Consider the following 13,759-nt stretch of genomic DNA (forward strand, 5'->3'; position numbering starts at 1 on the left):
CCTCAAGGGGGAGGGGGTCATGAGCCTCATAAAAAAATTCGCAACCGTCGCGTCCGGCACGCTGATGAGCCGCGTGCTCGGCTTCACGCGCGAGATGCTGATGGCGGCCGCCCTTGGCACCGGGCCGGTGGCGGACGCCTTCTACGCCGCCTTCCAGTTCCCCAACACCTTCCGCCGCTTGTTCGCCGAGGGTGCGTTCAACACCGCGTTCGTGCCGCTCTTCGCCAAGGAGATCGAGGCCGGCGGCATGGACGGCGCCAAGCGCTTTTCCGAGGAAGTGTTCGGCGTGCTGTTCTCGGCGTTGATCGTGCTCACCATCGCCATGGAACTGGCGATGCCGTTCCTCGTCAGCACCATCATCGCGCCCGGTTTCACCGGCGATCCGGAAAAATACAACCTGACCGTTGCGCTCGCCACCGTCATGTTCCCCTATCTGGTGTGCATGTCGCTGGCCTCGATGATGGCCGGCATGCTGAACTCGCTGCGCCGCTATTTCGCCGCAGCGATCGCGCCGGTGTTCCTCAATGTCATCCTGATCGGCGTGCTCTACTGGGCCTGGCGCAGCGGCGCCGACGGGCTGGCCGTCGGCCACTGGATGGCCTGGGGTGTCATGGCGGCGGGCGTCGTGCAGCTTGCCATCGTCTGGGTCGCGGCGCGCCATGCCGGCATTTCCATCGGTTTTCGCCGGCCGCGGCTAACACCGGGCGTCAAGCGATTATTGCTGCTCGCCCTGCCGGCGGCGGTCACCGGCGGCATCACCCAGATCAACACGCTGATCGGCACGGCCATCGCCTCCACGCAAGCCAGCGCGGTTTCCTCGCTGGCGCTGGCCGACCGCGTCTACCAGCTGCCGCTCGGCGTCGTCGGCATTGCGGTGGCCATCGTGCTGTTGCCGGAACTGTCGCGGGCGCTGAAATCCGGCAACGAGGTCGAGGCGGCCAACCTGCAGAACCGTTCGGTCGAGTTCACCCTGTTCCTGACCCTGCCGGCGGCGGCCGCCCTTCTGGTCATGGCCGAGCCGATCGTGCGCGTGCTCTATGAGCGCGGTGCCTTCGCCGCCAACAATTCGACACCGACGGTGGCGGCGATCCTCGCCATCTTCGGCCTCGGCCTGCCGGCCTTCGTGTTGATAAAGGCCTTCACGCCCGGCTATTTCGCCCGCGAGGACACCAAGACGCCGATGGTCTTCGCCGCCGTCTCAGTGGCGGTGAACGTGGCGACGGCACTGGCGCTTTTCCCGTCCATGGGCGCGCCGGGCATTGCGGTGGCCTCCGCCGTCGCCGGCTGGCTCAATGCCGGCATGCTTTTGTTCGTGCTGGTGCGGCGCGGCCATTGGGGCAGGGAAGCGGCGCTGATGAAGCGCATCCCGCGCCTCGTGCTCTCGGCGGCGCTGATGGGCGCGGCGCTCTGGTATGCGCAAGGCTGGCTGGCGGCGGAATTGTCGTCCTCGGCCCGCCTCGTCACCAAGGCGGCGACGCTGGCGCTGCTGTCGGGTGCCGGTGCCGTGCTCTATTTCGCGCTCGCTTTCGCCACCGGCGGCGCCGATATCGGCATGATCCGCCGCAACATGCGGCGGGGCGGCAAGGCTCAGGTTACGAATCCATCTCCGGACCCGTGAGCCGGCGTCCGGAGTTTTCCGCTCCCCAAGCGGGCGTCGTCTGTCGGCCGCCAGCCTTCAGTTGTCATCGTCGGGGTTGTCGACCTCGCACCCTATGCCACGGCATCCCTGGTAGTTGCCCTGGGTGTCGAAATTCGGATTGCCGTCCCTGTCGTAGCTCGGCCGGGTATCGATCACGTCGTCCTGTCTGCGGCGCGCCTCCCTGCGCTCGCGGTCCCGCCGTTCCATGCGATCCTCGAAACGCCGTTCGTCGTCGTCGCGCTGCACGCTCTGTTTCATCATGCAGTCGGCGAAGCTGTCGGTCCCTGGCCGGTAGCCGAAGGACGCACACTTTTCCTGATCCATCGCACGCTGGTCTTCGGCGCTGACGCAGCCGGCGACGGCCAGCGGCACCAGGGCGAGCAGCACATATCTCATTCTGAAATTCGGCATCTTGCTGCTCATGGTCATTCCGAAGGAACCGGGCAAGCGAGATCGCCTTCCTGGCAGTTCAGGTATGCTTTCAACTGTTTCGTGCGGTCGTTGGTCAGGTCTGCCCGACAGCCGGCGGCAACCATGGGCGCAGCCGACCCGCCGTCGTCTCCGCTGGACTGGAATGTGCATTCGGCATCGCGGAACGCGATCCATGCCCGTTGCGCTTTCACGAGCCGCGCCTTGCCGCCGGCGTCGTCGTCGAGCCGCTTCTGGATTTTCTTGAAGGTCTGATTCAGCGCCTGGTCGGCTTTCTTGAGGTCGGACCCCGGATCGGCCAGGACAGCCGTCGCGGTGAACGAAAGTGTGATTGCCAAGGCAGTCATTAAACGCATGGTTGCATCCATCAATAAAAAAGCAACCGGAGGAAAGCACGCACCCATTCGGGCGGCAAGCCTTGCCATGCCGCATGGTAAGCAAAAGGTTTTCTGCACGCGCTGTTTTTCTTTCAGCGAAGCTTGCCCGGGCGGACGGCGACGCCGAAACCCTTGCCTGACCCCGCGACTTGGTTCATAAGCCCGCGCGTCCGAAATTTCGCCGCGTGCGAAACGGCCCTCCACAAGCCAAGGAAACTTGAAAATGACCGATCAGACTTCGCCGTTCCGGCAACTCGTCTTCTCGGGCGTCCAGCCCACCGGCAACCTCCATCTCGGCAACTATCTCGGCGCCATCCGCAAGTTCGTCGCCCTGCAGGAGGAGTACGACTGCATCTATTGCGTCGTCGACCTGCATTCGCTGACGGCGCAGATGGTCTATGACGACCTCGCTGACCAGACGCGCCAGATCACCGCCGCCTTCCTCGCTTCCGGCATAGACCCGAAGAAGCACATCGTCTTCAACCAGAGCCGGGTGAAGCAGCACGCCGAGCTTGCCTGGATCTTCAACTGCGTGGCGCGCATCGGCTGGATGAACCGCATGACGCAGTTCAAGGACAAGGCCGGCAAGGACCGCGAGAACGCCTCGCTCGGCCTGCTCGCCTATCCGAGCCTGATGGCTGCCGACATCCTCGTCTACCGCGCCACCCATGTGCCGGTCGGCGAGGACCAGAAGCAGCACCTGGAGCTGACCCGCGACATTGCGCAAAAATTCAACAACGACTTCTCCGGCCGCATCGCCGACCTCGACGTCGGCGTCGAGATGCAGGTCGGCGACGAGACGGTCAACGGCTTCTTCCCGCTCACCGAGCCGGTGATCGGCGGGCCGGCGGCGCGCATCATGAGCCTGCGCGACGGTTCCAAGAAGATGTCGAAGTCGGACCCGTCGGACCTGTCGCGCATCAACCTGACCGACGATGCCGACGTGATCTCGAAGAAGATCAAGAAGGCCAAGACCGATCCCGACGCGCTGCCCGGCGAACTGGCCGGGCTGGAAAGCCGGCCCGAGGCGAAGAACCTCGTCGGCATCTATGCCGGGCTTGCCGACATCTCCAAGGAAGACGTCCTGAAGGCGTTCGGCGGCCAGCAGTTTTCCGCCTTCAAGCCGGCTCTGGCCGACCTTGCGGTGGAAAAGCTCGCCCCGGTGGCATCCGAGATGCGCCGCATCATGGCCGACACCGCCTATGTCGACGCCGTGCTGAAGGACGGCGGCGAGCGCGCCGGCGCGCTGGCCGAGGAGACGATGAAGACGGTACGCGACATCATCGGCCTGGTGCAGGACTGACCGTTCAGGCGCTCATGCCGGGAAATATCCTGACAGCCACCCGCTTGCCGCCGACCGGCGCGGGTGGCAGATTGTCGGGCCTCCACACCACTTTTCACGGATAGCATGGTCTCCAAACGCCTCAGCCGCCAAGCCGGGCACCGGCGCAAGTTCCTTTCGATCGTCGATGCGACGCCGGAAGGCGAGCGCGCCGCCGCCTATGCCTCGAGACGGGCTCAGAACACCGGCGGCGTACTCGTCCTGCTCTACGTCATCGAGCCGGACGACTTCCAGCATTGGCTGGGCGTGGAAAAGATCATGCGCGAGGAGGCGACCGCCACGGCGCGCGCGGCGCTCGACACCCAGGCGGCCAAGATCCGTTCGACGCTCGGCATCGAGCCGGAACTGGTGGTGCGCGAGGGCAAGGCGGTGGAGGAAATCCACAAGCTGATCGAGGAGGACCAGGACATCGCCATCCTGGTGCTCGCCGCCGGCGCCGGCAAGGAGGGGCCGGGGCCGCTGGTCACCTCCGTCGCCGGCAAGGGCGCGGCCTTCCCCATCCCCGTCACCGTCGTGCCGCAGAATCTGTCCGACGAAGACCTCGACAATCTGGCCTGAGCCCGCGCCGGCACCTATATGCGCCTCGACAGGGTCGCTTGTTTCGCTTGAACCGGCGCCCGATCGGGTCTATTTAGAATTATTCCAAACTGTATCGCCCTGAGCGGGCGTGGAGACGGCGATGTTCATCCAGACCGAATCGACCCCCAATCCGGCGACGCTGAAGTTCCTGCCCGGCAAGGAGGTCCTGCGCGACGGCACCGCCGATTTCCGCGATGCGGCGACCGCGTCGGATGCTTCGCCGTTGGCCGCGCGCCTGTTCTCCATCCCCGGCGTCACCGGCGTCTTCTTCGGCTACGATTTCATCACCGTCACCAAGGACGGTCCTGACTGGCAGCACCTCAAGCCCGCCATCCTCGGCGCCATCATGGAGCATTTCATGTCCGGCCAGCCGGTGATGGCCGATTCCGGCTCCTCTCACCACGAGGAGCATGGCGAGGAGTTCTACGATAAGGAAGACGAGGAGATCGTCGTCACCATCAAGGAACTGCTCGACACCCGCGTCAGGCCCGCCGTCGCCCAGGACGGCGGCGACATCACCTTCCGCGGCTATGAGAAGGGCACCGTTTTCCTGCACATGAAGGGCGCCTGCGCCGGCTGCCCGTCGTCCACGGCGACGTTGAAGCACGGCATCCAGAACCTGCTGAGGCATTTCGTGCCGGAAGTCGAGCACGTCGAGCAGGTCGCTTAAGGCCGCTTTCGCCACATCGATAGGATCGTCGCGCGGGCATAATGCCCGCCTGGTCAGTCACGGCTCCGGAATGCCGCCGGCCAGAACGGTCGCATAGGCGTCGGCGTCGATGTTACCGCCGGAAATCACGCACACGACGTTTCCTCGTGCCCGCTCGTCGGCGAGGGCGACTGCCAGTGAGGCCGCCCCCGCGCCTTCGGCCACCACCTTCGCCTTGGAGAACAGCATCCGCATCGCGGCGGTGATCTGCTCCAGGCCGACGGCAGCCGCGCCGTCGATCAGCGTTCGCGCCACCGGCCAGAGCTGCGGCACCAGCGACGGTCCGCCGATGCTCTTGACGAAGGACGGCCGCGTCTCGATCTCGACGATCTTTCCCCCTGCGGCCAATGCCGCCGTCGCCGGTGCGGCGTTCTCGTCCTCCGCCGCCAGCACCGTCGCCTGCGGCCTCAGCGCCTTGACGGCGCTGGCGACGCCGGTGGTCAGCGAGCCGCCGCCGTAGGGCGTCACGACGACGTCGACGTCCGGCAGGTCCTCGACGATCTCCAGCCCGATCGTGCCGTTGCCGGCAAGCACCGCCTGGTCGGTGACGGGATTGATCAGAAGTTCGGGCGCGTCCGGACGTTCGGCCTCGACGATGTATTGCCACCATGTCTCCATCGAGATGAAGCGCACCGCGCCGCCCAGCCGCTGCACGCCCTCGATCTTCGTCTTCGGCGCGCCGGAATACATATAAGCGGCCATCGGCACGCCGAGCAGGCGCGCCGCCGCGGCCATGCCGTAGGCCATGTTGCCGGAGCTCGCCACGGCGACGCCGGCGGCAAGTGTCGCGCGGTCGCGCGACAGCAGCGCATTCAGCGCCGGCCTGATCTTGAAGGCGCCGATCGGCTGCAGCGTCTCCAGCTTGAGGAAAATCGCGCGATCCGGCAGGCCGAGGTCGAGCCTGACCAGCGGTGAGCGCACGATATGGGGCATAAGCCGCTCGCGCGCGGCCTCGACTTCGGCGAGCGTCGGGCGGCGGGTCACTCGGCGGCCGGCATGGTCATAAGCTCCAGCCCGCCTTCCGCCGTGCGCGTGTAGACGTTGAGCGTAAAGCCGATGTGGTCGATCATCAGCGCCTTCGTCCGCTCCAGGTCGCGGTCGAGCGCGGCCTGCATCAGCGCCGTGTGCGAGCCGATGGACTGGGCTTCCCTGAGCGCCGCCATGGCGTCCTCCGAGCCGCCTTTGTGGCCCGCGGCGGCGGCGCGCACGGCCGGCGTCAGGCTGAGCGCGCGATGGTGGCGTCGCAACTGGTCCGAGATGGTCGCGCGGAAGCGCATCAGCCAACCGGCGTCGGCGGCGCCGATGAGCGCGGCATGGAAGGCTTCGTGGCATTCGTCCCAGGCGTCGATCGCCGCGTCGGAGGGGTCCTCCAGCGCCGTCTTGCAGCGCGACAGCCGGTAGTGCGTCGTCACCACCGCTTCCTCCCAGTCGCTGCCGCCCTTTTCCACCGATTCCATCAGCAGCGGCACCTCGACCACCAGGCGCGCGCGGGAGAGGTTCTCCAGCTCATGGCGCGAGACAGGCGCGACGGCGAAGCCGCGATTGGAAACGGCGGTGACGAGGCGCTCGGCCTCCAGCCTGGACAGCGCCTCGCGCAACGGCGTCCAGCCGACGCCGTAGGCCTCTCCCAGCATGGCGAGCTTGAGCGCGGCGCCCGGCATCAGCCGCGCCGTGAGGATGTCGCGTCGCAGCAGCCGATAGGCCGTCTCCGTCTTCGTCGCGCGTTCCTTGCGGTCGTCCATCGCAGTCTCCGCTGCCCCCAGACCGACGAAGGATTATATATCATGGGCGCTATCGGCAAGAAATATATATAATGTTGACGCAGCCGCCGGAACCTGCTCATGTTGCGGGCAAGCTGCCATGGCAATGGCGGCGTGGACGATGGGAGGAGTTCATGAAGAAGTTCAAGACGGGCCTGTTGTCGGGCCTGATCGTGGCTGGCGCGTTCGCCGCAAGCCTCGCCACCGCCGCCGCCGACCCGATCAAGATCGGCATCGCCAATTTCGGCGAGCATCCGCAGCTCAACGCCGCCATCGCCGGCTTCAAGCAGGCGCTGACCGACAGCGGCTATGCCGAGGGCAAGGACGTCGTCTACAGCGAGAGCCACACCAATTTCGATGCTTCGCTGGTGCCGCAGATGATCGCCAAGCTGCAGGCCGAGAACCCGAAGCTGATGTACACCATCACCACCCCGGTCTCGCAGATCGCCAAGAAGGCGCTGGCCGGCTCCGGCATTCCGATCGTCTTCGCGGCGGTGACCGATCCGGTCGCGGCCAAGCTCGTTCCCTCGTGGGAAGCGGGTGACGAAGGCATGACCGGCGCCACCGACCTGCAGGACATGGCCGCCGTCATGGCCTTCACCAAGAAGCTTTTGCCCAACGCCAAGCGTTTCGGCGTGCCCTTCAATCCGGGCGAGGCCAACGACGTGGCGCTGGTCGCCAAGATCAAGGAAGTGGCGCCGGCGGCGGGCTTCGAGGTGGTCGAGGTCGGCGTCGACAACGTCAACGACATCCAGCAGCGCATCGCCTCGCTGGCCGGCAAGGCCGACGTCATCTACACGCCCGCCTCGAACCTGTTGCAGCCGGCCATCGCCGCCGTCTCGGCCGCCGCCCGCCAGGCCGGCATCCCCATCGTCAATTCCGACGACGGCGCCGTGCGCAAGGACATCGTGCCGGCGTCCTTCGCGGTCAACTACACCCAGGTCGGCATCAATGCCGGCAAGATCGCCGTCGAGATCCTCAAGGGCAAGGACCCCAAGGAGATCCCGCCGTCGCGTCCCGCCTACGAGGACCACGCGCCGACCATCTCGAAGAAGGCGATGGCCGATTTCGGCATCGAGATCCCGGCTTCGCTGGCCGATTGCGGCTGCATCGTCGACTGACTTCGGTCCTTCACATCAATCGCGGCGGCGCTCCCGGCGCCGCCGCCACCGTTCTGGGAGGGGCGGATGCTTGAGATCAGATCGGCGCGCAAGGTCTTCCACCGCGGCCAGCCGGACGAGAAGGTGGCGCTCGACGGGCTTGACCTGAAGCTCGCCACCGGCGAGTTCGCCGTCGTCATCGGCTCGAACGGCGCCGGCAAGTCGAGCATGCTCAACGCCATTTCCGGCGCGCTGGTGCTCGATTCCGGCAGCATCGTCATCAACGGCGACGACGTCTCCGGCCTGCCTGTCTACAAGCGTGCGGTAAGATTGGCGCGCGTCTTCCAGGACCCGATGAAGGGCACCGCCGCCTCCATGACGGTGGCCGAGAACATGCTTCTGGCGGAGCTGAGGGCGACGAAGCGCACCCTTCGCCAGGGTCTCAACGTCAAGCGTCTGGCCGACTACAAGGAACGGCTGGCGCTGCTCGGGCTGGGACTGGAAAACCGCCTCAACACCCGCGTCGACCTGCTTTCGGGCGGCCAGCGCCAGTCGCTGTCGCTGATCATGGCCGTCGGCGGCAAGCCGGACCTCCTGCTGCTCGACGAGCATACGGCGGCGCTCGATCCGCGCACCGCCGACATCGTCATGCAGGCGACGGTGCGCGCGGTGGACGCGCTGAAGCTGACCACGCTGATGGTGACCCACAACATGCAGCACGCCGTCGATTTCGGCCACAGCGTCGTCATGCTCGACGCCGGCAAGGTGCGCCTCGAAATTTCCGGGCAGGAGAAGGCCGACGTCACCGTCGCCGACCTCATCGGTCATTTCGCCGTCAAGACCGACCGCATGCTGCTTGCGAGCTAGAGACCCATGGATTTCATCCAGACGACCGTCGAGAGCTTCATCTCGCTCATCCCCGTCACCTTGGCGCAGAGCCTGATCCTGTCCTTCGTGGTGCTGGGCATCATGATCCCGTTCAGGACGCTGAACTTCCCGGACCTGACCAGCGAGGGCGCCTTTCCGCTCGGCGGCTGCGTCTGCGGCGTGCTGCTGGCAGCCGGCGCCGGGCCGCTGACGGCGATCGCGGCCGCGCTCGTCGCCGGTTTCGCCGCCGGCTGCTGCACGGCCATCATCCATCTGCGCTTCCGCATCCACACCCTGCTCGCCGGTATCCTGATGCTGACCATGCTCTATTCGGTCAACCTGAGGATCATGGGCAAGTCGAACCTGTCGGTGTTCGGCCAGCCGACCGTGTTCGACTGGGCGCCGTTCATGCGGCCGGGCTTCCCGGCGTCGAAAATCGTCATCGCGGGCCTGATCGCGCTGGTCGTCTTCCTCGTCCTCAATTTCTATTTCAAGACGGAGAAAGGCACGGCCATCCGCGCCGTCGGCGCCAATCCCGACATGGCCGAGGCGCAAGGCATCAACGTCTGGGCCGCCACCATCGGCGGCATCGGCCTCGCCAGCGCCTTTTCCGCCACCAGCGGCGCGCTGATGGTCCAGAGCCAGGGCTTCGCCGACGTCAACATGGGCCTCGGCATCCTCATCAACGGCCTTGCCGCGCTGATGATCGGCGAGGCGATCGTCGGCAAGCAGACGGTGCTGCGCCAGCTCGCCGCCCCCTTCGTCGGCGCGGTGGTCTATTACCAGCTCGTGTCGGTCTGCCTTGCCGCAGGTATGCCGCCGCCCGACCTCAAGCTCGCCACCGGCCTGTTCGTGCTCATCATGCTGGCGGCTCCCACGCTCGGCCGCAGCCGCGGCCCGCTGCCCGAGCGCGAAACCATCCGCGAATAGAAGAGAAACCGCAATGACCCGATCCGTCGATCTCGCCGCCGCCGAGGCCATGGACGCCGCCGACCCTCTGCGCGCCATGCGCGACCGCTTCGTGCTGCCGCAAGGCGTCATCTATCTCGACGGCAATTCGCTGGGGGCTGCTTCGCCGACGGTGTTTGCCGAGGTCGATATCGCGGCGCGGCAGGAATGGGGCGAGGGCCTGATCCGCAGCTGGAACACCGCCGGCTGGTTCGACATGCCGTTGGAGCTGGGCCACCGCATCGGCCGCCTGATCGGCGGCGCCGCCGGCCAGACGGTGGTGACCGACACCACTTCGATCAACATCTACAAGGCGCTGCATGCGGCGATGGGCCTGCGCCCCGGCCGCAACGCCATCGTCGCCGAGGGCGGCTCCTTCCCGACCGACCTCTACATGGCCGAGGGCGTCGCCGCCACGCGGCCGGGCGCTCGGCTCAAACTGGAAGGCGTCGACGCGCCGGCGATAGAAGACCTGATCGACGACACGGTCGCCGTGGTGCTGATCAACCACGTCAACTACAAGTCGGGCGAACTGCGCGACATGGCGGCGCTCACCAAGCGCGCGCACGACGCCGGCGCGCTGGTGGTGTGGGACCTGTGCCATTCCGCCGGCGCCCTGCCGGTCGAGCTCGATGCGTGCGGCGCCGATTTCGCCGTCGGCTGTACCTACAAGTACCTCAACGGCGGACCGGGCGCGCCGGCCTTCATCTATGTGGCGAAGCGCCACCAGGCCGAGGCCCACCAGCCGCTTTCCGGCTGGTGGGGCCATGCGCGGCCCTTCGCCTTCGAGCAGGGCTACGACGCCGACGCCGGCATCCGCCGTTTCCAGTGCGGCACGCAAGGGATGCTGTCACTCAGGGCGCTCAAAGGCGCGCTCGACGTCTGGGACGAGGTCGACATGCAGGCGCTGCGCAAAAAGAGCATCGCGCTGGCCGATCTGTTCATCGAGCTGGTGGAGGCGCGCTGCGCCGGCCACGGGCTGGCGCTGGAAAGCCCGCGCGACGGGTCGAAGCGCGGCAGCCAGGTCTCGTTCACGCAGGACAATGCCTACGCCATCATGCAGGCGCTGATCGCGCGCGGCGTCATCGGCGACTTCCGCGCCCCGTCCACCCTGCGCTTCGGCTTCACGCCGCTCTATATCGGCTACGCCGACGTCTGGAAGGCGGTGGACGTGCTGGCGAATGTGCTCGCCACCGGCGCCTGGAAGGACCCGCGCTTCGCGGTGCGGGCGGCCGTGACGTGATCCCATCTTCGGAAATGATAATCGCGTAACGCACCGTACTTCTCTTGCGTCGTCGTCCCCCTCTCCGTCTCGGCTTCGCCGAGCCACCTCTCCCCCACTTCGTGAGGGGGAGAGGATAGGTGTCCAGCTTGGCTCCCATCCTCTCCCTCCGGAACGGGGGGAGAGGTGGCTCGGCGAAGCCGAGACGGAGAGGGGGTAATGCGCCCCTGTCTTTCGGAGAGGAGCGAGCAGCCCCAACCCTCACAACCGCGTGCGCACGTTCCACAGTTCGGGAAACAGCACCACCTCCAGCATCTTCCGGAGATAGGAGACGCCGCCGGTGCCGCCGGTGCCGCGCTTGAGGCCGATGATGCGCTCCACCGTGGTGACGTGGTTGAAGCGCCAGCGGCGGAAATAGTCCTCGAAATCGACCAGCTTCTCGGCCAGCTCGTAGAGCGTCCAGTAGCGCTGCGGGTCGCTGTAGACTTTCTGCCAGGCTGAAAGCACTTCCTCGCTCTCGGCCCGCGTCTCGCGCCAGTCGGAGCGGTTGGCGTCGGCGCCGATGTCGAAGCCGCTGCGGCCGAGCAGCAGGATCGCCTCGTCGTAGAGCGATGGCTGTGCAAGGATAGCTTCCAGCTTCTCCATCAGGTCCGGCCGGTGCCGGTGCGGGCCGAGCATGGCGAGGTTGCGGTTGCCGGCCAGGAATTCGATGGCGCGGTATTGCCAGGACTGGAAGCCGGAGGACTGGCCGAGCGCGCCGCGGAACTCGGTGTACTCGCTGGGCGTCATCGTGCGCAGCACGTCCCAGGCGTTGTTGAGCTGCTCGAAGATGCGCGCCACGCGCGTCAGCATCTTGAAGCTGGGTTCCGGCCTGTCGGCGCGGATCGAGGCGATCGCCGCCCTGATCTCGTGCAGCGCCAGCTTCATCCACAGCTCCGAGGTCTGGTGCTGGATGATGAACAGCATCTCGTCGTGGGCGCTCGACAGCGGCGCCTGCGCGGTGAGCACCTTTTCGAGGCCGAGATAGTCGCTGTAGGACATGCGGTCCTTGAACGACATCTGCGCCCCTTCCGTGGAAGGATCGTAGGGCTTGCCGCTCATGGTCATCCCTCCGCGCGCAGGCGAAAACGCTGGATCTTGCCGGTCTGCGTCTTCGGCAGGGCGTCGACGAACTTGACCGAGCGGGGATATTTGTAGGGCGCGATGGTCGCCTTGACGTGGTCCTGCAGCAATTTGACCATCAGCGCATCGCCGACAGCGCCCTTGGCGAGCACGACATAAGCCTCGACGATCTGGCCGCGGTCGGCGTCGGCAGCGCCGATGACGGCGCATTCGGCCACCGCTTCATGGGCGAGAAGGGCGGCTTCCACTTCCGGCCCTGCGATGTTGTAGCCGGCCGAGACGATCATGTCGTCCGAGCGGGCGGCGAAATGGAAGAAGCCGTCCTCGTCCTGGTAGAAGGAATCGCCGGTCAGGTTCCAGCCGTCGCGCACGTAGTTCATTTGCCGGTCGTCGGCCATGTAGCGGCAGCCGGTCGGCCCGCGCACCGCCAGCCTGCCGACCGTGCCGCGCGGCACTTCGTTCATCTCCTCGTCGACGATGCGCGCCTCGTAGCCGCCGACCGGCTTGCCGGTCGAGGCCGGCTTCATGTCCTCGAAGCGGTTGGAGATGAAGATGTGCAGCATCTCGGTGGCGCCGATGCCGTCGAGGATCGGCTTGCCGGTCTTTTCCACCCATTCCTCGAACACCGGGCCGGGCAGCGTCTCGCCGGCCGAGACGGCGACGCGCAGCGACGACAGGTCGGCGCCCTCGTCCATCGCCTTCATCATCGCCCGGTAGGCGGTCGGCGCGGTGAAGGAAATCGTCGCCTTGTAGGTCTCGATGATCTCGATCATGTTCGGCGGCGAGGCGTTTTCGAGCAGCGTCGCGGTGGCGCCGAAGCGCAGCGGGAAAATCGCCAGCCCGCCGAGGCCGAAGGTGAAGGCGAGCGGCGGCGAGCCGACGAACACGTCGTCGGGCGTGACGCCGAGGACTTCCTTCGCATAGCCGTCGGCGATGATGAGCAGGTCGCGATGGAAATGCATGGTCGCCTTCGGCACGCCGGTCGTGCCGGAAGTGAAGCCGAGCAGGGCGACGTCGTCGCGGCCGGTCTTGACCGCTTCGAAGCGCACGGACTTGGAGAGCGCGATGCGGTCCAGTTCGGCGTCGTGGTTGGCGGTGCCGTCGAAACCGATGACCTTCTTGAGGAAGGCGCTGTCCTTGGCGCAGGCGACCATCTCATCCATCAGCCGCGTGTCGCACAGCGCCAGCGAAATCTCGGCCTTGTCGACGATCTTCGACAGTTCGCCGGCGCGCAGCATCGGCATGGTGTTGACCACCACCGCGCCGGCCTTGGTGGCGGCCAGCCAGCAGGCCACCATGGCCGGGTTGTTGGCCGAGCGGATGAGTATCCGGTTGCCCGGCCTGACGCCGTAGTCCTCGACCAGCGCATGCGCCAGTCGGTTGGTCCAGTCCGACAGTTCCTTGTAGGTGCGCCGCCGTCCGTTGCCGATCAGCGCCGTGTGGTCGCCGAAGCCCTTGTCGACCATGCGGTCGGTCAGCTCGACGCCTGCGTTGAGATGGTCGGGATACTGGAAGCCGTCGAGCAGGAAGGCCGGCCACTGGTCTGCCGGCGGCAGGTTGTCACGCGTGAAGGTGTCGGTATGCGCTGACGGTCCAAGCATTCTGCGGTTGCCCTTGTCGATCCGGTCACGGCATCAGTATGCCGGTTCCTGGGAAAATGTCTTG

General features: G+C 66.4%; 14 protein-coding genes. 8 read left to right on the forward strand and 6 right to left on the reverse strand.

The window, feature by feature from the left end:
• The first annotated feature begins 19 nt into the window (after positions 1-19).
• Entirely contained in the window at positions 20-1,618 is a 1,599-nt protein-coding gene (gene murJ / locus E6C48_RS04315) for a murein biosynthesis integral membrane protein MurJ (RefSeq protein WP_136354400.1), read from the forward strand.
• Between the two features lie 57 nt (positions 1,619-1,675).
• Here the strand turns inward: murJ and E6C48_RS04320 are convergent, their stop codons facing one another.
• Positions 1,676-2,062 (reverse strand): hypothetical protein, encoded by a 387-nt coding sequence (locus E6C48_RS04320; RefSeq protein ID WP_407940946.1) that lies wholly within the window; start codon positions 2,060-2,062, stop codon positions 1,676-1,678.
• 2 nt (positions 2,063-2,064) lie between these two features.
• Positions 2,065-2,523: a lysozyme inhibitor LprI family protein gene (locus E6C48_RS04325; RefSeq protein WP_230978665.1), complete on the reverse strand. Its 459-nt coding sequence runs from the start codon at positions 2,521-2,523 to the stop codon at positions 2,065-2,067.
• A 145-nt stretch (positions 2,524-2,668) separates the two neighbouring features.
• On the opposite strand from E6C48_RS04325, the gene trpS reads away from it, so the two are divergent.
• The 3 genes from trpS to E6C48_RS04340 all read left to right on the forward strand — a co-directional run bounded on the left by trpS (position 2,669) and on the right by E6C48_RS04340 (position 5,036).
• Positions 2,669-3,748 carry a tryptophan--tRNA ligase gene (gene trpS / locus E6C48_RS04330; RefSeq protein WP_136354402.1) on the forward strand — a complete coding sequence of 360 codons (1,080 nt, stop codon included), beginning with the start codon at positions 2,669-2,671 and terminating at the stop codon, positions 3,746-3,748.
• Between the two features lie 105 nt (positions 3,749-3,853).
• Positions 3,854-4,345, forward strand: a complete 492-nt coding sequence (locus E6C48_RS04335) for a universal stress protein (protein ID WP_136354404.1) — start codon at positions 3,854-3,856, stop codon at positions 4,343-4,345.
• A gap of 121 nt (positions 4,346-4,466) precedes the next feature.
• Complete coding sequence (locus E6C48_RS04340) at positions 4,467-5,036, forward strand: NifU family protein (RefSeq protein ID WP_136354406.1); 570 nt, start codon at positions 4,467-4,469, stop codon at positions 5,034-5,036.
• Between the two features lie 57 nt (positions 5,037-5,093).
• On the opposite strand, the gene E6C48_RS04345 is transcribed toward E6C48_RS04340, so the two are convergent.
• The gene (locus tag E6C48_RS04345; RefSeq protein ID WP_230978666.1) at positions 5,094-6,059 is read right to left on the reverse strand and encodes a threonine ammonia-lyase; all 966 of its coding nucleotides are present in this window, start codon (positions 6,057-6,059) and stop codon (positions 5,094-5,096) included.
• The gene (locus tag E6C48_RS04350; protein WP_136354408.1) at positions 6,056-6,817 is read right to left on the reverse strand and encodes a GntR family transcriptional regulator; all 762 of its coding nucleotides are present in this window, start codon (positions 6,815-6,817) and stop codon (positions 6,056-6,058) included. Before E6C48_RS04350 ends, E6C48_RS04345 begins: the two co-directional genes overlap by 4 nt.
• A gap of 152 nt (positions 6,818-6,969) precedes the next feature.
• On the opposite strand from E6C48_RS04350, the gene E6C48_RS04355 reads away from it, so the two are divergent.
• The 4 genes from E6C48_RS04355 (at position 6,970) to kynU (ending at position 10,993) form a co-directional block, all read left to right on the forward strand.
• Positions 6,970-7,956 (forward strand): ABC transporter substrate-binding protein, encoded by a 987-nt coding sequence (locus E6C48_RS04355; RefSeq protein WP_136354410.1) that lies wholly within the window; start codon positions 6,970-6,972, stop codon positions 7,954-7,956.
• A gap of 66 nt (positions 7,957-8,022) precedes the next feature.
• A complete protein-coding gene (locus E6C48_RS04360; protein ID WP_136354412.1) occupies positions 8,023-8,802 on the forward strand; it encodes an ABC transporter ATP-binding protein in 780 nt (259 codons plus the stop codon).
• 6 nt (positions 8,803-8,808) lie between these two features.
• A complete protein-coding gene (locus E6C48_RS04365) occupies positions 8,809-9,732 on the forward strand; it encodes an ABC transporter permease (protein ID WP_136354414.1) in 924 nt (307 codons plus the stop codon).
• A 13-nt stretch (positions 9,733-9,745) separates the two neighbouring features.
• Positions 9,746-10,993: a kynureninase gene (gene kynU, locus E6C48_RS04370; protein ID WP_136354416.1), complete on the forward strand. Its 1,248-nt coding sequence runs from the start codon at positions 9,746-9,748 to the stop codon at positions 10,991-10,993.
• A gap of 240 nt (positions 10,994-11,233) precedes the next feature.
• Here kynU and kynA read toward each other — a convergent pair whose 3' ends face one another.
• Both kynA and E6C48_RS04380 read right to left on the reverse strand, forming a co-directional pair.
• On the reverse strand, positions 11,234-12,073 hold the full coding sequence (gene kynA / locus E6C48_RS04375) for a tryptophan 2,3-dioxygenase (RefSeq protein ID WP_136354418.1): 840 nt from the start codon (positions 12,071-12,073) through the stop codon (positions 11,234-11,236).
• Between the two features lie 2 nt (positions 12,074-12,075).
• Positions 12,076-13,695: an AMP-binding protein gene (locus E6C48_RS04380; protein ID WP_136354420.1), complete on the reverse strand. Its 1,620-nt coding sequence runs from the start codon at positions 13,693-13,695 to the stop codon at positions 12,076-12,078.
• Between the last annotated feature and the right edge of the window lie 64 nt (positions 13,696-13,759).

Source organism: Ollibium composti, assembly GCF_004801285.1.
GTDB lineage: Bacteria > Pseudomonadota > Alphaproteobacteria > Rhizobiales > Rhizobiaceae > Mesorhizobium > Mesorhizobium composti.

What these genes read in the sequence shown, in the direction of transcription:
- murJ (WP_136354400.1), top strand. Translation starts at nt 20, where the DNA reads ATGAGCCTCATAAAAAAATTCGCAACCGTCGCGTCCGGCACGCTGATG.
- E6C48_RS04320 (WP_407940946.1), bottom strand. Translation starts at nt 2,062, where the DNA reads ATGAGCAGCAAGATGCCGAATTTCAGAATGAGATATGTGCTGCTCGCC.
- trpS (WP_136354402.1), top strand. Translation starts at nt 2,669, where the DNA reads ATGACCGATCAGACTTCGCCGTTCCGGCAACTCGTCTTCTCGGGCGTC.
- E6C48_RS04335 (WP_136354404.1), top strand. Translation starts at nt 3,854, where the DNA reads ATGGTCTCCAAACGCCTCAGCCGCCAAGCCGGGCACCGGCGCAAGTTC.
- E6C48_RS04340 (WP_136354406.1), top strand. Translation starts at nt 4,467, where the DNA reads ATGTTCATCCAGACCGAATCGACCCCCAATCCGGCGACGCTGAAGTTC.
- E6C48_RS04350 (WP_136354408.1), bottom strand. Translation starts at nt 6,817, where the DNA reads ATGGACGACCGCAAGGAACGCGCGACGAAGACGGAGACGGCCTATCGG.
- E6C48_RS04355 (WP_136354410.1), top strand. Translation starts at nt 6,970, where the DNA reads ATGAAGAAGTTCAAGACGGGCCTGTTGTCGGGCCTGATCGTGGCTGGC.
- E6C48_RS04360 (WP_136354412.1), top strand. Translation starts at nt 8,023, where the DNA reads ATGCTTGAGATCAGATCGGCGCGCAAGGTCTTCCACCGCGGCCAGCCG.
- E6C48_RS04365 (WP_136354414.1), top strand. Translation starts at nt 8,809, where the DNA reads ATGGATTTCATCCAGACGACCGTCGAGAGCTTCATCTCGCTCATCCCC.
- kynU (WP_136354416.1), top strand. Translation starts at nt 9,746, where the DNA reads ATGACCCGATCCGTCGATCTCGCCGCCGCCGAGGCCATGGACGCCGCC.
- kynA (WP_136354418.1), bottom strand. Translation starts at nt 12,073, where the DNA reads ATGAGCGGCAAGCCCTACGATCCTTCCACGGAAGGGGCGCAGATGTCG.
- E6C48_RS04380 (WP_136354420.1), bottom strand. Translation starts at nt 13,695, where the DNA reads ATGCTTGGACCGTCAGCGCATACCGACACCTTCACGCGTGACAACCTG.